Source organism: Candidatus Pantoea soli, assembly GCF_007833795.1.
Taxonomy (GTDB): domain Bacteria; phylum Pseudomonadota; class Gammaproteobacteria; order Enterobacterales; family Enterobacteriaceae; genus Pantoea; species Pantoea soli.
Window position 1 is genome coordinate 22,220 of record NZ_CP032703.1, and the last position, 16,771, is coordinate 38,990.

Here is a 16,771-nt window from a genome sequence, read left to right on the forward strand (position 1 = left end):
ACCCGCGCCGCAGACGATCAATATTGCGGATTGAGCGGATAGCGCGGTTTGCTGCCAAACCATTTCTCATACAGCTGTGCGTTCTGACCAGAAGCGTTAATTTCAAACAGGAATTCATTGAGGTAGTTGGTCCAGACCTGATCGCCCTGTTTGACGCCAAACGCGTTGTACTCCAGTGGCACCAGCGCTTCATTGGTTACGGTGAGGGAAGGATCCAGCTTCGCCTGATACGCGAGGAAGTTATTATCTTCGATCATTGCATCCGCCTGGCCCTGTTTCACCGCGAGGATGGCCGCCTGTGACGAGTCATATTCCTGAATCTTTACGTCGATACCGAGGTTGCGCACTTCATCACCGTTCGTGGAACCTTTGACGGTGGCAATGGTTTTACCGGCCATATCGTGCGCTGACTGAATACCGCTGTTTTTGCGCACCAGCATGGCTTCACTGGCAACCACATAAGGCTGGGTAAAGCCAATCTCTTTGGCGCGTTCAAGGTTACGGGTGAAATTACAGAACACCACATCCACCTTGTTGGTTTGCAGATTAGGGATGCGGTTAGCGCTGGTGGTGTTTACCATCTCCAGCTTCACCCCCATCTCTTTTGCCAGGGCTTTCGCCAGATCAACGTCATAACCATCCGGGTTGCCGTCTTTATCGTAAAAACCAAACGGCGCAAAGCTCAGACAGTCACCAACGCGCAGCGTGCCGCGTTGTAATACAGTCTGTAACGTGGATTGCGGCGCGGCGCCGGGCGCTGTTTTTTCATCAGCAGGTGTGCAGCCAGCCAGCGCCAGCAATACCAGCGCGCCTGCCATAGCCTGAGCGCTTATTTTCAGCGATGTTGCGATCATTTTTATGCTCTCTTATAAAATGGAAACGACACGAGATGTCACTGCTATTTCACAGCAAACTGAAATGCATAATTAAATCAAAGACGGCCCTGGTGCTGACGAAGAAATATAAAGGCGTCAGGCAGTATTCATTGTGATGATTATTTTCGGTCGGCACGGAAACATTTCATATCCACTTCGACTTTGCAGTCGACGACCAGATCCTGCACGCTACAAATGCGCGCGGGCGGATGGCCATGAAATATTTCACTGAATACTTTGTTAAACGAACTGAAATAGCGCGCATCCGTCAGCACGGCGGTGACGTGGACGACATCTTCAACGCGATACCCCGCTTCACGCATGATGGCCAGGCAGTTATCAAACGCCAGCTGTGTCTGTTCAATAATGCCACCTTCCACCACCTCACCGTCGCGCATTGGCGTCTGGCCTGAAATATAAAGCCAGCCATCCGCTTCAACCGCACGCGAAAAGGGCAGTTTCTGGCCGCCAGTGCCGGTACCGCCTTCACTGCCATAACGTCGGATTGTCATGCTGCCTGTTCTCCCTGCTTTTTGAAATTGTCTGATATACCAGACTTGTATCCGCAATACCGGATAGGGCAAGATTTGCACAGTCGATTTATTTTTGCAATATGGTCAGGGCGATTAAATTTTTTATGCTGCTGTCGCGATCGCAAAATAGTTTTTAGATGTGCATTTTTAATAACTCAAAATGTGAGTTCCGTCGGCCTTTTAATGATTTCATGAAAACCATTGCGCCATAATGAGGCCCCGAATTGGCACAGGCATTATTTAACATGGCAAATGACTTTTTTATTTAATCAGTGATAGGCAATAGAAGCGGGCGGTGTATGATGCTTTTCTTTTCAGGCGTCACTGATTCGCTTCACTGTAACGGGGAGAAAAGCTATGCCGGATGAAAAAACTTCGCGCGCGCGCGGCGTTGACCGGGTTATTGAGATTTTTCGTCAGCTGCATATTGCGCGTCAGCCGATGGCAATGCGCGATTTGATCGAGGCCACAGGGGCACCGCGCTCCAGCATCTATGAACTGGTCAGTTTGTTAAGTGAGGCTGGACTGGTTGAACTGGATGCAGAAGGCGCGGTGTTTTTTGGCCGGGAAATGCACTATTACGGTGCGGATTACATGGCGCATAACGATCTGATTCGGCGCGCGCATCAGCTAATGGTGGAAATCGTCGCGCGGCACGGCGAAACGGTGCAGCTGTGCATGCTGGAAGGTAACAAGTACACGGTGGTGCTCTCAGAGAGTAATGCGCATCCGTTCAAAATTACCTCTGACATCGGCGTGCGGGTGCCGATTACCTGGACGGCGACCGGACGACTGCTGCTCAGCAACTGGTCCGATCGGGCTATTCTTGAGCTGATCCCGGAAGAAGATTATCGGCTCGCCAGCGGCAGGATCCTCGACAAGCAGACGTTTCTGGACGAAATTCACCGTGCCGGAGAGCTGGGATACTGCATGACGGAAGGGTTATCGGAAAGTTTTACCTGCTGCATGGCCGCGCCGATTCGTTCGCGCAACGGGCAGGCGGTGGCAGCGCTCTGTTTTATGGTGAGCCGCGACACCCCGGAGGCGCGACGGCAAATGCTGCTGCAGGAGCTGATTACGTCGGGACAGAAACTGTCAGATTTTACCTGAGTAGCGGGAACTGGTTTTGTTGCGCGTGACAAACGGCAGCGCGAACACCGGGGAATGTCTGCCAGTTCGTTTATTTTTCATCAGTTAAGGTTGTGTTAAGCTAATTAATAATAATAACTATTCTTCTTTAGCATGGAGTTCTGGCATGAAAACGCGCCTGTTACTGGCAATGGGTTTACTGGTTTCCACTGCGGCAGCGGCCACCACCTATCCGCTGACCGTCACTGACATGGACGGTCACACGCAGACCATTAAGCAGGAGCCGCAGCACATCATCCTGCAGGATGGCCGGGATGTTTTAACACTGGCGTTGCTCGATCGTGATAACCCGTTCCAGCGTGTTGTCGCGTGGAATAACCTGCCGAAAAAGCAGGACACCCAGACCTGGGAAATGCTGAAAAATCGCTGGCCGCAGGCCAGTCGCATCGTGGATATGGGCTTTAGCGATCAGGGACAGGTTAATCTTGAAAGCGTGCTGGCACAGAAACCTGACCTGATGATTGCGCAGCTGCGCGCAAAACCGGCGCTGCAGCAGTCCGGCGTGCTGAATACCTTATCCAGCCTGCATATCCCGGTGGTTTTCCTTGATTACGAACTGAATCCGGCTAAAAACACCGCATCCAGCGTCACCCTGCTGGGCAAAGTGCTTAACCGTGAAAGCGAAGCCAAAGCCTATACCGATTTTTATCAGCAGCAGTTTGCCCGTATCACGCAAACGGTGGCCACGGTGCCGCATAAACCCACCGTGTTTATTGAACCGATTGCCGGGAACAGCGATAACTGCTGTTTCACCCACAGCCATAATGGCTGGGGCGGTCTGGTTGAAGCGGTCGGCGGTAAAAATATTGGCTCAGCGCTGCTGCCGGGCAGTTCGGGCTTTGTGGCGCTGGAGAAAATCATTGCCATGAAACCGGACGTTTATATCATGACCGGATCAAAGCGCCCGAACGGCAACGTGCTGCCGTTTGGTTATAACGTCGGGCCGGAGAGCGTGAAGCCCGTCTTCCGCACGCTGCTGCAGCGTACCGGGCTGGCGCAGATCGAACCGGTGAAAGCGGGAAGGGCGTATGGCGTTTATCACCACTTCTATAATCACCCTTACAACATCATTGGTATGGAAATTCTGGCCAAAGACCTGTATCCGCAACAGTTTGCCGATCTCAAGCCGGTAGCGGATTTCCACACCATTATCAAAAAATTCACCAAATTGCCGGATCAGCCGATCGAACTCAGCTACCCGGACAATCAGTAATCCCCTGCGGCGGGCTAGCCGGCCCGCCTGCACACCCCGCAGCCTTAACCGTTTTTTTCTGCGATCCCTGCTTACGCTGTTTGCCATCAGATGGCCTATACTGCCTGCTGACATTGACCCGGTCTGCAGCGCCCGCTGCGGCTGGCGCAAAAATGGACTGGAAAGCTCTGAAAGCGGTTAACAAACTCATTATTCACATTCTCATTAATCCACACCGCGAGTAAGCTCTGAAGAAATCTTTTTTCAGCGCCGGATGGATGACCGGCGAACCGATACGGGAGAGCATGATGGCAGTAAAAATGATTGCGGTGGATATGGATGGAACATTTCTCGATGACAATAAGCAGTACAACGTGCAGCGTTTTTCGCGCCAGTACGCGCTGCTGAAAGAGAAAGGTATCCGCTTTGTGGTCGCCAGCGGCAATCAGTATTACCAGTTACAGCACTACTTCCCGGACATTAAGGATGAGATCGCCTTTGTGGCGGAAAACGGTGCCTGGGTATCAGACAGTAACGAAGAAATTTTCTGCGGTGAACTGGCACCTGAGCGGGTACATCAGGTGCTCGATATCCTGGCAAAAGAACCCGATATCAGCGTTGTGGTGTGTGGCCGTAATGGCGCGTATGTCCACAGCACGATGTCGGATGATGTCATGGCGATGCTGGCAAACCACTATCGCCGGCTGGAAAAGCGCGACAACCTATACGATATCGATGACACCATTTTTAAATTCTCTCTGAACCTGGCCCACGAAGATGTGGATGCGCTGCTGGCTCGCCTGCACAGCGAACTGAGCGCGGTTGAAAATATTATGCAGCCGGTTTCCAGCGGCTTTGGTTTTGTCGATCTGATTATTCCGGGCTGCCACAAGGCACACGGGATTGCGCTGTTGCAGGAGAAGTGGGGCATCGACGATTGTGAAGTGCTGGCGATTGGTGACAGCGCGAATGATATCGAAATGCTGCGTCAGGCCTGCTACAGCTTTGCGATGGCGAACGCCGCGGCACCGGTCAACGCTGTCGCACGCTATAAAACGGAAAGCAACAACGACGAAGGGGCGCTCAACGTGATTGCCCGTCTGCTGGCGCGGGAAACGCCATTTAACTGATTCTCCGCCCGGCTCCGTGCCGCTGCGTGCTGATGCCTGCAGCGGCTAAAGATAATCGGGTGCTCACTCTGCCTCTGATTGTGCCGTCTCGCCAGCCGCCTCGTGCGCCTGGCGATAATGGGCTTCCATTGCGTCAAGCGCAGCCTGATTATCCAGTCCCCATTGATACATCTGCTCAACAGGTGCGGCAAAGGTCATGCCCAGTTCAGTCAGCCGGTAATCCACTTTCGGTGGCACCACCGCATAGACATGCCGCACGATCAGCCCGCGCTGCTCCAGCGCTTTTAAAGTCTGAAACAGCATTTTTTTCGAAATGCCCTGCAGGCTGCGCTGCAGCTCACCGGTACGTGCACGGTGGCCTGGCCAGTGATAGAGCGCGTGCAGCACCATCGTGCTCCACTTCACCGAAAACAGTTCCATCAAACGGCGCGGTGGGGAATCCGCATAAAAAAACAGTTTACCGTCAACCCAGGCTGGCATGGTGATCTCCCGTATATGGTTACCAAATGGTGACTACTTTCATTCTTGCTCCACGTTCACTATAGTCTGCCGCCTTTAGATTGTTCAGACCAGTATAAAACCGGAGGCGCTGTGAAAATTAACGCTCTGGTCGCACAGGATGCGGCTCAACCTCTCTCTTCAGCTCACATTACCCTGCGGGCCGTGCAGCCACAGGACGTCAAAATTGAGATCCTCTACTGCGGCGTGTGCCATTCTGACCTGCATATGGCACGCAATGAGTGGGCCGTCAGCCGTTATCCGTTAGTGCCGGGTCATGAAATTGTCGGACGCGTAGTGGAAACCGGCGACGCCGTCAGCCAGCATCGCAAAGGGGATATCGTTGGTGTTGGCGTCATGGTGGATTCCTGCCGCCAGTGCCATTTCTGCCAGCAGCAGGAAGAGCAGTATTGTGAAGCCGGCTTTACCGCGACCTACAACGGCATCGATAAATATACCGGTGACAGTACATGGGGCGGCTATGCGCAGCATGTGGTGGTCGATCAGCATTTTGTGGTATCAGTGCCGGAAAGCCTGCCGCTGGCGGGCGTCGCGCCGCTGCTTTGTGCTGGCGTGACCGTCTGGTCACCGCTGCGGCATTTCAACGTTCAGCCGGGTGATAAGGTGGGCGTGGTCGGGCTGGGCGGGTTAGGCCACATGGCCGTAAAACTGGCCAGCGCGCTGGGTGCGGAAGTGACGCTGTTTACCACTTCGCCAGGAAAGGGCGCCGACGCCCGTCGCCTTGGCGCATCGCGGGTGGTGGTTTCGCGCGATGCTGCACAGATGGCTGCCTGCCAGACTTCGCTGGATTTCATTATTGATTGTGTTGCTGCACCTCATGACCTCGATCCTTACCTGGCGACGCTGAAAACCAATGGCCGTCTGGTGCTGGTGGGCATTCCGGATCATCCCCATCAGTCACCCAATGTTACCCCGATGGTTTTCCGTCGTCTGAGCATCAGCGGATCGTCAATCGGCAGCATTCAGGAAACGCAGGAGATGCTGGATTTCTGCGGCAGGCACAATATCACGGCGGATATTGAACTGATTGCCGGTGAAGAGATCGAGCAGGCGTTTGTCCGCATGCTAAATGGCGATGTGAAGTACCGTTTTGTCATCGATATGCAGGCGACACGCTGGTAAAACGGCGAAATGCGCTGGCGATTTCAGGCTGAAATCGCCAGCTGATGAAGGTCAGGCGCTATCGTCGGCGGCGCTGACCAAAGCATTACTCTGCCAGCCACCAGATACATTCATACGGACGTAGCCTGGCGGTCCCGTTTGCAGGCGGATAGTTGCCCAGAATGCGCCGCCATCCGTCGGGCGGTATCGCGATATCTGCCGGCAGCGCGATTTCGTCTGCGGTGATGTTTGCGATCACCCGCAGTGTCTCTGTACCCGCCTGACGCTGATAGCACCAGATAAGGGTGCTGTCTGCGGCCAGATCGCGGTAGTCGCCATCGCGCAGGATAGTCAGGTTTTTGCGCAGCCGGATCAGATCGCGATAGCAGTGCAGCACCGAATCACTGTCGTCACGCTGTGCGGCAACGGTGATGTCAGCGGCGTTATCCGCCAGATCAATCCAGCTTTCCCCCGCGGTAAATCCGCCGTTCCGGCTGTTATCCCATTGCACCGGGGTGCGGCCATTGTCTCGTGACTTATCGGCCAGCACGGCAAGGATCTCCGCTTCCGGCATGCCCTGCTGTTGCAGCATCTGCCAGGCGTTCAGGCTTTCCACATCACGGTATTGCGTAAGCCGCGTAAAATGGGGATTGGTCATGCCAATCTCTTCACCCTGATAAATAAACGGCGTGCCCTGCATGCCGTGCAGCAGCATAGCCAGCATTTTTGCGGCCGGTACGCGCCACTGACCCTCATCTCCCAGACGTGAAACCACGCGGGGTTGATCGTGGTTACACCAGAACAGGGCATTCCACGCCAGCCCATGCATGCCCGTTTGCCAGGCCGTAAACAGCGCTTTCAGCTGCAGCCAGTCGGGTTTGGCGCGCTGCCATTTATTGCCGTTGGGATAGTCGACTTTCAGGTGATGAAAATTAAACGTCATTGACAGCTCGCGACCGTCAAGTCGCGCATAGCGCTGGCAGTGCGTCAGCGATGTCGAGGACATTTCCCCCACCGTCATCAGTCCGCGCGGCTGGAAGACATCGCGGCTCATCTCTTCGAGGAAATCATGAATGGCCGGCCCATCGGTATAAAAGCGGCGTCCATCACCTTCGGCATCGTCCGGGTAGTCCGGATGTTTAGAGACAAGGTTGATCACATCCAGGCGTAAACCTTCTACGCCTTTGTCTGCCCAGAAATGGCAGACCGCTTTCAGCGCTTCCCGCACCTGCGGGTTTTCCCAGTTAAGGTCTGCCTGTTCGGGCGCGAAAGTGTGCAGATAATACTGCTGCGTTTCGGCATGCCATTGCCAGGCGCTGCCACCGAATTTCGACTGCCAGTTATTCGGCGGCGTGCCTTCTGTGCCGTCGCGCCAGATATAGAATTCCCGCCAGGGACTGGTGCGACTGCTCGCCGCTTCGCGAAACCAGTGATGCGCAATGGAGGTATGATTAAACACCATATCCAGCACCACGCGGATGCCACGCTGGCGCGCAGCGGCAACCAGCGCGTCAAAGGTTTGCATATCACCGAACAGCGGATCGATATCGCAGTAATCGGCCACGTCATAGCCGTTATCCACCTGCGGCGAGGGATACACCGGGGTCAGCCAGATGGCATCAACGCCGAGCCAGTGCAAATAATCCATACGCTGGATGACGCCCTGCAGGTCTCCGGTGCCGGTGCCGGACGTATCCTGAAAACTGCGTGGGTAGATCTGGTAGATGACGCCCTGACGCCACCATTGTGCTGCCTGCATTGTTGTCTCCTTTGCGTCAGATGGTCGCCAGACGGCCAGTGATTTGCTTACGTTTGTAGACGGCCATGGTCAGGCACAGCGGCACCAGAATCGCCACCAGCATGGCCGTGGCATAAACAGACCAGAACGCCGGTTTTATCGCCAGGATGGCGGGCAGACCTCCCACGCTGATCGCGCCTGCCACCACATCGGCCAGGCCGCAAATCAGCCCGGCACAGCCTGCGCCCGTCATGGCACACAGCATCGGGAAACGGTATTTCATGTTTATGCCGTACATGGCAGGTTCAGTTACGCCAAGATAGGCGGAGAGGGCAGCCGGCACGGAGAGTTCACGCTCTTTGGCATTGCGATTCATCAGGATGATGCCCAGCACGGCGGAACCCTGTGCGATATTGGAAAGCGCGATGATGGGCCAGACCGGCGTACCGCCGTTGCTCTGTATCAGCTGCAGATCGATGGCCAGCGTGGTCTGATGCACGCCGGTGATCACCAGTGGCGCATAGAGAAAACCAAACAGCGCACCGCCAAGGGGGGCCAGTGAGCCGGTCATCAGATAGCTGACGGCCCAGGCGATACCTTCACCCACCAGACGACCAAACGGACCAATCAGCGCGTGTGCCAGCAGGGTCGCCAGCAGCAGTGATATCACCGGAACCACGACCATCGTCAGAAAATCCGGCACGATGCGTCTGAGGCCACGCTCAATGAAAGCGAGCGCAATCCCGGCCAGCAGGGAAGGTACAACCTGGGCCTGATAGCCCACCTTCGCGATGGAAAACAGGCCAAAATTCCACAGCTGCGGGACATGCTGACCCAGCTCATAAGCGTTCATCAGCTGGGGTGAAACCAGCGTGATGCCCAGAATAATACCGAGAATGGGCGTGCCACCCAGTTTCTTCACCACCGACCAGCAGATGCCAACCGGCAGGTAAAAGAAAATGGCCTCACCGATCAGCCAGAGAAAATCGTAAAGGCTTTTCCAGACGACAGAGTGCGCGATCAGCGGCTTGCCTTCATCCAGCGGAAGTTCACCAATCACATTGCGGAAGCCCAGAATCAGCCCTCCGCTGATCAGCGCAGGCAGCAGCGGGAAGAAAATTTCTGCAAAATGTGAGATCAGACTCTCATGCCACTTCATTTGCTGACGTGCTGCGCTTTTCACCTGATCTCTGGTAATTGCCTGTTGCCCGGTACGCTCCAGTAATCGCGCATACCAGCGATCAACATCCGGTCCGATAACCACCTGAAACTGTCCAGCATTGCTGAAGCAGGCTTTGACCATCGGTAATGCCGCAATGGCCGTGCTATCGGCTAATGCTGTATCGTTAAGCACAAATCTTAGTCTGGTTATACAGTGGGTTACGGCGTGGATGTTGTCTTGTCCGCCCAGCAAACGGATCAGTTGATCCGTATCGCTGTTATTCACTTTGCTGGCCATATCATTCACCTTGCTGAAAAATCGGATCGTTCCATTCGCGCCAGATAGTAGTGATAACGTGGCGAAAGCGTAAAGTCGGAACGTTCCAATTAATGGCAGCGATCACATAAAAATTGCTGGCGAATGCGCGGGAACCGTCTGACCTTAAACGCGCTAACTCGTGCTAATATCCTGTTTTCACTGGTATGCGTTACCTGATGGCTTACATGAACAAAAAAAACCTTACCCTGAAGGATATTGCTGCACTGAGCGGCGTCGGCAAGTCAACGGTCTCACTGGTCATTAATAAAAGTCCCAGGGTCAAAACGGCCACCCGCGAACGTGTTGAGGCGGTCATCAGAGAATATGGTTATACGCCGTCGCTGACCGCGCGGGCGCTGCGCGCGCAGCGTGAGAAAATCATCGGCATCATCATGACGCGACTGGATTCGGCTGCCGAAAACCGGGCGATTCGCGCCATCCTGGCTGAGGCCTACCAGGCGGGATATGACGCCATTTTGCAGGAATCAATGCTGGATCCACGGCGGCTGGAGGAGCATCTGCACGTGCTGGAAAGCCGGCGGGTAGAAGGCGTTATTCTGTTTGGCTTCAGCGGCATGGACGACGTGGATCTGACGCCCTGGCAGCATCGTCTGGTGCTGATTGCCCGCCAGCGGCCTGGCTTTGCTTCCGTTACCTATGATGACAGCGGGGCGGTAGATCTGCTGATGGCGCGACTGCATGCCAGCGGCCGGCGCAACGTCAGTTTTATCGGCGTTGATGAGCAGGACCATACCACCGGACGTGCACGCTATCAGGCCTATCTGGCGGGGTGTAAACGCTACGGTTTTTCCGGCGCTGCGCGGCTGGGCGATCTCAGTTATCAGAGTGGTTTTACGCTGGCAGAAACGCTGCTTGATCAGGAGAGTGAGGCGCTGATTTGTGCGACCGATACGCTGGCGCTGGGTGCGTTGAAATCGATACAGGCCCGCGGATTGCAGGTGGATGTGTCCAGCATCGGCAGCACGCCTTTACTGGCGTTTTTGCATCCGGAAGTGACCTCGGTACGGCTGGGCTTTGCTAAGGCCGGCCTGCGTGCTCTGCACATGCTGCTGGAAATGCAACACGATAAAGCCGCGGGTGGTCAGCTGGTCCTGCCATGCAGTCTTGAAGATTGAACCCTTAGCGAAGAAGAATTTCCTGTACCACGGTAAACTCTTTGCGCGATGTGCCGATAACGCTCCCTGCATGCTCAAAACAATAACCATCGCAAGGGAGTGAAATATGGGGCTGGTATCCCGGTTACGTAATGTGCGCCTTACCCGTAAATTATCGGCAGGATTTGGTATCGTGCTGTTACTGGTGGCGCTGGCCACCGCGATCAGCGTCACGCGGTTTAATCAAACCCATGAAATTTATCAGGAAACCAATCTGATTTACGACATCAACATCGATGTCTTTCAGGCCAAAATCAACCGGTTAAAGTACCTTTACGGCGATGATAAGGCCGGCCAGACAATGGCCGATTACGTCAGCCATGCGCAGCAGATGATGCAGGAAGCACAGCAGCTGCCCTGGACGCCCGCCGCCAGAGCCTTTGTCAATGAAGTGCCAGCCCACCTGCGTGATTTCCGGCAGAGCATCAGCGCCATGTCGCAGGCAATGCAACAGCTCAAGGGTTTACGCGCCAGGCTCGATAGCCTGAGCCAGCAGGATATGACCGCCCGCTACATGCAACTCATCCGTACGCCCGTCGCAACGCCCGAACTCACCAGCCAGATTTATCAACAGCTGTTTGCCATCAGCAACGTACGCGAAGAGGCGTGGGCATTGCGTTTTAATGTTTCCGATGCGTTGCGCAGCCAGCTGGAAACGCACTATCAGCAGGCTGAACAGGGAATGAATGTCTTGCTGGCACAGCTGCCGCCGGAACAGCAGGGGGAGTTTACTGCGCTCTGGCAGGATACGGAAACCTTCAAATCGCTGAGTCTGCAGGCGGCCAGTGCATTTGGCCAGCTGCAAACGGCAGAAGCAAAGGTAAAGGTCGCCGGTGATAACAGCAGTGCCGCGATCAAAAATATCATCACGCTGGTCAAAGCGCGCAATGATGCGCTGACTCGCGACTCGGCCGCGTTGATGCTGCTGACTGGCGGACTGGCAATTCTGTCTGGCGTACTGGTGGCGTGGTATATCATTCGTCAGATCACCCGGCCGGTATTTCATAACCTGGCGCTGGCGGAGCGCATCGCCAGTGGCGATTTAAGCTCGCAGTTTGCGACCGATTGTCATGATGAGCTGGGGCGGCTTACGGCAGCAATGGGGCGGATGAATGAACGCCTGCGCGCGATGATTGGCGATGTGCTGCGCAGCGTTGGCAGCGTCTCGCAGGCCGCCAGCGCCATAAATCAGGGCAATCTCGATCTTTCGTCACGCACGGAACAGCAGGCCGCCGCCGTGGTGCAAACCGCCGCCAGCATGGAGCAGTTAACTGCCACGGTTAGAAACAATGCGGAAAACGCGCGTCAGGCGAGCCTGATAGCCGCAGAGGCGACGCGTAATGCGGATCAGGGTGGAATCGCAGTGCGCCATGTTGTCAGCACGATGGGCGAAATCTCGGAGAGCTCGAAGAAAATCGCTGATATCACTGCCGTGATCAACAGCATTGCCTTCCAGACCAACATCCTGGCGCTGAACGCGGCGGTGGAAGCGGCGCGCGCCGGTGAGCAGGGGCGGGGCTTTGCAGTAGTGGCCAGCGAAGTGCGTAACCTGGCACAGCGCAGCGCGGGTGCGGCCAAAGATATCGAACGACTGATTGGTGAATCTGTCGGACGAATCAGCAACGGGCAGCAGCAGGTGACGCGCGCCGGTGAGACAATGGAACAGATTCTCAGCAGCATTGCGCGCGTGAATGAAATCATGCAGGAGATTTCCGCCGCATCGGATGAGCAGAGCCGTGGGATTGCACAAATTGCCCGCGCCGTCAGTGAGCTGGACAGCACTACCCAGCAAAATGCTTCGCTGGTCAGCGCGTCCTCTCACTCTGCCCATGCGCTGGAAGAGCAGGCACTCATGCTGGAGCGGCTGGTGGCGCAATTCCGGCTGCAGGCGAGGGCAGGCTAAAGACCGGCTAACGGCGGCGATCATACCCCGATTGCCGCCACCAGATGACGCGCTGCGCGTTTGCTGCCAGTGTCTGAAGCGGGATCGGCGGAAGCGGCTAAAAAAGTCAGCGCAGGGGTTCGGTTTCCCGTTACACTGCGTTTCTGTCGACCTGAATTTTCCTGAAATGAATTACTACTCCCCGGATGAACACCACCTGAAGCGACGTTCCCGCCGTTTCATACGCCGCATGTTTATCATGCGCCAGCTCGGCACTCTTCTTTGTTTTTTCCCGATTCTTTCTGTGCTGCTGGAGAGGCAGCGCGATCTGGCCTTCAGCGCCGTGCTGTTTGTGAATGCCTTTGTGTGGCCGTGGCTTGCGTATCGGCGCGCACTGCGGGCTGAGGACCCCACCACCACCGAACGACATAACCTGACGCTGGATGCAGCCTTTGGCGGGATATGGGTGGCGCTGATGGCGCTGAGCCCGGTGCCTTCGCTGATTATCACCGCGGTGCTGGCTTCGGATCGCTATGCTGCCGGCGGCGGCGCGCAACTGATGGCGGCAAGCCGGGCGTTTCTGTTCGCTTTCCTGCTGGTCTGGGTGGCCGATGGGGCGCAGGTGCAGCTTACGTTCTCGCTGCAAACCGTGTGGCTGACATTACCGCTGGCCACCTGCTATATGCTGGTGCTCAGCATCACCTCTCACAATCTCACCTGGCAGTTACGCAAGCGCAACCGCGAACTTGAGCGCATTGCGCTGATGGATCCCGGTCTGGGCATTCCTAACCGGCGTTTGTTTGAACGTCGGCTGGAAAGCGAGTTCCTCAGCACCCGCCGCGGCAATAGCTGTGGCTATCTGCTCCTGCTGGATGTCGATCATTTCAAAGGCATCAACGATACCTGGGGTCATGAAGCGGGCGATTTTCTGCTGGCCGAGATCTCCGCTCTGTTGCGTAACCATGTTGGGTTGCAGGACATTCCTGCCCGGTTCGGCGGCGATGAGCTGGGGGTGATTGTTCATCACGCCACCGATGAATCGGTGGTGATGCTGGCAGAGCGGCTGAAGCAGCGTATTGCGCAGGTGCGCCTGCCGGCGTCCACCGGGTTTCGCTGTTCAGTGAGTATCGGTATCGCACCGGCTGCCGGCGCCGACTCGCTGGGCCAGTGGCTGCGACACGCCGACCTTGCCCTGTATGAGGTGAAACGTGCCGGCCGTAATGGCGTGAGGTTATGGTCTGCTCAGCCGGATATGGCCTGACGCTCCGCAGGGGCGAACGTCAGCGCCGGCGCTAAACGCGGTAATGTTGAAAAGGTTACCGCGTTTTTTTGTTCTCCGCATTCTGCCCCGCTTTTATCGGTAACAGGTCGCTGTGCGTGGGCCTGGCATGCACGGCTCACCGGCTGACGGAACAAAGCCAGCGGCAACCCGTACCGCTTTCCGGCACCGCAGGCGGATAAATCGTTCGCTGGTTTTATTGCTTTCCATAACGCATTGATGTCACTGCGTTGATTATCAGCCCGTAGCGCGAATTGTTTTAAGACAAGACTTAAATAGTTGTTTCCGATAACACAGGTAATATCGCCCGGAAATTCGCTGAAAGCCGCGCAATTAACGTTATATATCCATGTAATATTTTTCATTATATAGGTCATCCTTATTTTACAAGGGTGTGCGGGAAGGTTTTGCGAAATTAATTCATCGCCATACATCACAGCAAGAATATAACAGGTCGCTGGTGCCGGTAAACCAGGGGCGGTAGCGTGGTCGAAAAGTAAAAATAAAGCGCAAAAGCGCAGGCGTAAAATATGTCACGCCGGACACAGTGATTTAATCAGGGATCTATTATGTCAGCAAAGGTTATTCATCAGCCGGTCACGCAGGAAGAGGGCGAACTGACGCGCTATCTGATCGAAATGCTCGATCAACGAAACTGCGTCATCATTATCATCACACTTTGTACGCTGCTGGCCACGTGCTATGCCTTTCTGGCGACGCCGGTCTATCAGGCCGATGTGTTAATTCAGCTGGAAGAGAAAAAAGGCAACGCCATTCTCGACAGCCTGAATCAGGTGCTGCCGGATTCCCAGCCGAGTTCAGCGCCTGAAATCTCCCTGATTAAATCCCGCATGGTGCTGGGAAAGACCGTCGATGATTTACATCTGCAAATCAACGTAGAAAAACGCTATTTTCCCGTTATCGGCAAAGGGCTGGCGCGCCTGCTGGGGACACCCGCTGGCAGCGTGACGGTTTCCAGACTTAGCATACCCACCACCACCGAAACGGAACCGGGTCAGCTGACGCTGACCGTACTTGATGATGAACGCTATCAGATTGAGTATGACGGCAGGAAGGACACCGGGCGGACGGGTGAGATGTATAGCAAAGAGCGGCTGCTACTGTTTGTTGACAGGATGAACGCGCAGCCAGGGGAAAAGTTCCTCGTTGAACATTACGATCGCCTGCAGGCTATTACCCGTTTGCAGGAAAACCTGAGCGTGACCGATCAGGGCAAAGATAGCGGCATACTGGAATTAAAACTTACCGGCGAGAATAAAACGCGGATTACGCAAATCCTCGATAATATCAGCTATCACTATCTGACACAGAATATCGAGCGCCAGGCAGCCCAGGACGATAAAAGCCTGCAATTTCTGAAGCAGGAATTACCGCACGTGCGTAAACAGCTGGATAGCGCTGAAAATACGTTAAATGCTTACCGCCAGCAAAAAGATTCGGTCGATTTATCGCTGGAAGCCAAAGCGGTGCTGGACCAGGTTGTTAATATTGACAATCAGCTGAATGAAATTACCTTTCGCGAGGCTGAAATTTCCAAGCTTTATACCCGGGAGCACCCGAATTATAAAGCGCTGCTGGAAAAGAAAACCACGCTGCAGCGGGAAAAATCCCGGCTGAATAAGCAGGTCTCAGCCATGCCCGCCACTCAGCAGGAAGTTTTACGTCTCAGCCGTGATGTGGAATCCGGACGGGCAGTGTATATGCAGCTGCTGAATCGTCAGCAGGAACTGAGTATTGCCAAATCCAGTGCCATCGGCAATGTACGCATCATTGATAGTGCGGTGACGGCAGCGAAACCGGTGCGGCCGCAGAAAATTATTCTGATCCTGGCGGGGATGGCGGCAGGTCTGCTGGTTTCAATTTGCGTGGTCATGATGCGTCTCTTCTTACACCGCGGCATCGAATCTGCGGCACAGCTGGAACAACTGGGTGTAGAGGTTTACGCCTCTATCCCGAAAGCGGAACGCGCTGACCCAGCCGGCGGATCCGCGTCGGCATCCAATGCGCTGCTGGCTTCGCGCTGCCCGGGAGATATTGCGGTCGAGGCGATCCGCAGTCTGCGCACCCGTCTGCACTTTCAGATGCTGGCTGCGCGCAACAACATTTTACTGATTTCCGGTGCCACACCCGAAGCCGGTAAAACCTTTGTTGCTGCGAATCTGGCGGCGGTGATGGCGGAAAACGGGAAAAAAGTTCTGCTGATTGATGCCGATATGCGACGCGGCGAAGGGCATAAGCTGCTGAACGTGAGCGCTGCACCCGGGCTGACAGAGGTGCTGGCGGCAGAGACGCCACCAGCAGCAGCGCGTGTCACCATTCAGAATGAAGAGAGTCAGTTTGATTTTATTCCACGCGGCGCAATACCGGCTAATCCGGTGAAGAGCCTGCTGAGCGATACGCTGCCGGCGCTGCTGCTGTGGGCGGAAAAAGAGTATGACCTGGTCATTATTGATACGCCGCCGGTGCTTGCGGTGACCGACGCGGTGGTCATCGGGCAGCATGCTGGCAGCATTTTGCTGGTGGCGCATTACTATCGCAACAGCACAAGTGAAATCGAGGCCAGCCTGCAGCGATTGACACCCGGCAGCGATGCCATCATCGGCTGTGTACTCAACCGGGTAAGCAACAATTTCAGGAGCTATTACGCCAGCGGGTATAAACACCATACCTACGCGTACACCAGCAACAGCTGACACT

The 16,771-nt window shown here is 55.2% G+C and carries 14 protein-coding genes; 8 read left to right on the forward strand and 6 right to left on the reverse strand.

Annotated features, from left to right (window positions below; genetic code table 11):
* Nucleotides 1-17: 17 nt before the first annotated feature.
* A complete protein-coding gene (locus tag D8B20_RS17530) occupies nucleotides 18-854 on the reverse strand; it encodes an ABC transporter substrate-binding protein (protein WP_145890683.1) in 837 nt (278 codons plus the stop codon).
* Between the two features lie 140 nt (nucleotides 855-994).
* Nucleotides 995-1,387, reverse strand: a complete 393-nt coding sequence (locus tag D8B20_RS17535; RefSeq protein WP_145890685.1) for a RidA family protein — start codon at nucleotides 1,385-1,387, stop codon at nucleotides 995-997.
* Nucleotides 1,388-1,765: 378 nt separating this feature from the next.
* Here D8B20_RS17535 and D8B20_RS17540 point away from each other — a divergent pair, with 378 nt between their 5' ends.
* From D8B20_RS17540 to D8B20_RS17550, 3 genes are all read left to right on the forward strand, one after another.
* A complete protein-coding gene (locus D8B20_RS17540) occupies nucleotides 1,766-2,518 on the forward strand; it encodes an IclR family transcriptional regulator (RefSeq protein WP_145890687.1) in 753 nt (250 codons plus the stop codon).
* 145 nt (nucleotides 2,519-2,663) lie between these two features.
* Nucleotides 2,664-3,770 carry an ABC transporter substrate-binding protein gene (locus tag D8B20_RS17545; protein WP_145890689.1) on the forward strand — a complete coding sequence of 369 codons (1,107 nt, stop codon included), beginning with the start codon at nucleotides 2,664-2,666 and terminating at the stop codon, nucleotides 3,768-3,770.
* A gap of 287 nt (nucleotides 3,771-4,057) precedes the next feature.
* Nucleotides 4,058-4,879, forward strand: coding sequence for a Cof-type HAD-IIB family hydrolase (locus D8B20_RS17550; RefSeq protein ID WP_145891606.1), 822 nt, complete (start codon nucleotides 4,058-4,060; stop codon nucleotides 4,877-4,879).
* 63 nt (nucleotides 4,880-4,942) lie between these two features.
* Here the strand turns inward: D8B20_RS17550 and D8B20_RS17555 are convergent, their stop codons facing one another.
* A complete protein-coding gene (locus D8B20_RS17555; protein ID WP_145890691.1) occupies nucleotides 4,943-5,359 on the reverse strand; it encodes a winged helix-turn-helix transcriptional regulator in 417 nt (138 codons plus the stop codon).
* Nucleotides 5,360-5,470: 111 nt separating this feature from the next.
* Between D8B20_RS17555 and D8B20_RS17560 the strand changes: the two genes are divergently transcribed.
* A complete protein-coding gene (locus D8B20_RS17560; protein ID WP_145890693.1) occupies nucleotides 5,471-6,520 on the forward strand; it encodes an NAD(P)-dependent alcohol dehydrogenase in 1,050 nt (349 codons plus the stop codon).
* An 85-nt stretch (nucleotides 6,521-6,605) separates the two neighbouring features.
* Here D8B20_RS17560 and treC read toward each other — a convergent pair whose 3' ends face one another.
* Nucleotides 6,606-8,258 carry an alpha,alpha-phosphotrehalase gene (treC, locus tag D8B20_RS17565; protein ID WP_145890695.1) on the reverse strand — a complete coding sequence of 551 codons (1,653 nt, stop codon included), beginning with the start codon at nucleotides 8,256-8,258 and terminating at the stop codon, nucleotides 6,606-6,608.
* Between the two features lie 16 nt (nucleotides 8,259-8,274).
* On the reverse strand, nucleotides 8,275-9,696 hold the full coding sequence (gene treB, locus D8B20_RS17570; protein ID WP_145890697.1) for a PTS trehalose transporter subunit IIBC: 1,422 nt from the start codon (nucleotides 9,694-9,696) through the stop codon (nucleotides 8,275-8,277).
* Nucleotides 9,697-9,902: 206 nt separating this feature from the next.
* Between treB and treR the strand changes: the two genes are divergently transcribed.
* From treR to D8B20_RS17585, 3 genes are all read left to right on the forward strand, one after another.
* Entirely contained in the window at nucleotides 9,903-10,853 is a 951-nt protein-coding gene (treR, locus tag D8B20_RS17575) for a trehalose operon repressor TreR (RefSeq protein ID WP_145890699.1), read from the forward strand.
* 106 nt (nucleotides 10,854-10,959) lie between these two features.
* Entirely contained in the window at nucleotides 10,960-12,795 is a 1,836-nt protein-coding gene (locus D8B20_RS17580) for a methyl-accepting chemotaxis protein (protein ID WP_145890701.1), read from the forward strand.
* A gap of 166 nt (nucleotides 12,796-12,961) precedes the next feature.
* Complete coding sequence (locus tag D8B20_RS17585; protein ID WP_145890703.1) at nucleotides 12,962-14,035, forward strand: diguanylate cyclase; 1,074 nt, start codon at nucleotides 12,962-12,964, stop codon at nucleotides 14,033-14,035.
* Here the strand turns inward: D8B20_RS17585 and D8B20_RS17590 are convergent.
* A complete protein-coding gene (locus tag D8B20_RS17590; protein WP_145890705.1) occupies nucleotides 14,017-14,418 on the reverse strand; it encodes a hypothetical protein in 402 nt (133 codons plus the stop codon). The two genes, D8B20_RS17585 and D8B20_RS17590, sit on opposite strands and share 19 nt — an antisense overlap.
* 204 nt (nucleotides 14,419-14,622) lie before the next feature.
* Here D8B20_RS17590 and D8B20_RS17595 point away from each other — a divergent pair, with 204 nt between their 5' ends.
* Complete coding sequence (locus D8B20_RS17595; RefSeq protein ID WP_145890707.1) at nucleotides 14,623-16,767, forward strand: polysaccharide biosynthesis tyrosine autokinase; 2,145 nt, start codon at nucleotides 14,623-14,625, stop codon at nucleotides 16,765-16,767.
* Nucleotides 16,768-16,771 lie beyond the last annotated feature (4 nt).

Coding starts and splice junctions, on each gene's coding strand:
- D8B20_RS17530 (WP_145890683.1), bottom strand. CDS start 854: ATGATCGCAACATCGCTGAAAATAAGCGCTCAGGCTATGGCAGGCGCG.
- D8B20_RS17535 (WP_145890685.1), bottom strand. CDS start 1,387: ATGACAATCCGACGTTATGGCAGTGAAGGCGGTACCGGCACTGGCGGC.
- D8B20_RS17540 (WP_145890687.1), top strand. CDS start 1,766: ATGCCGGATGAAAAAACTTCGCGCGCGCGCGGCGTTGACCGGGTTATT.
- D8B20_RS17545 (WP_145890689.1), top strand. CDS start 2,664: ATGAAAACGCGCCTGTTACTGGCAATGGGTTTACTGGTTTCCACTGCG.
- D8B20_RS17550 (WP_145891606.1), top strand. CDS start 4,058: ATGGCAGTAAAAATGATTGCGGTGGATATGGATGGAACATTTCTCGAT.
- D8B20_RS17555 (WP_145890691.1), bottom strand. CDS start 5,359: ATGCCAGCCTGGGTTGACGGTAAACTGTTTTTTTATGCGGATTCCCCA.
- treC (WP_145890695.1), bottom strand. CDS start 8,258: ATGCAGGCAGCACAATGGTGGCGTCAGGGCGTCATCTACCAGATCTAC.
- treB (WP_145890697.1), bottom strand. CDS start 9,696: ATGGCCAGCAAAGTGAATAACAGCGATACGGATCAACTGATCCGTTTG.
- treR (WP_145890699.1), top strand. CDS start 9,903: ATGAACAAAAAAAACCTTACCCTGAAGGATATTGCTGCACTGAGCGGC.
- D8B20_RS17580 (WP_145890701.1), top strand. CDS start 10,960: ATGGGGCTGGTATCCCGGTTACGTAATGTGCGCCTTACCCGTAAATTA.
- D8B20_RS17585 (WP_145890703.1), top strand. CDS start 12,962: ATGAATTACTACTCCCCGGATGAACACCACCTGAAGCGACGTTCCCGC.
- D8B20_RS17590 (WP_145890705.1), bottom strand. CDS start 14,418: ATGAAAAATATTACATGGATATATAACGTTAATTGCGCGGCTTTCAGC.
- D8B20_RS17595 (WP_145890707.1), top strand. CDS start 14,623: ATGTCAGCAAAGGTTATTCATCAGCCGGTCACGCAGGAAGAGGGCGAA.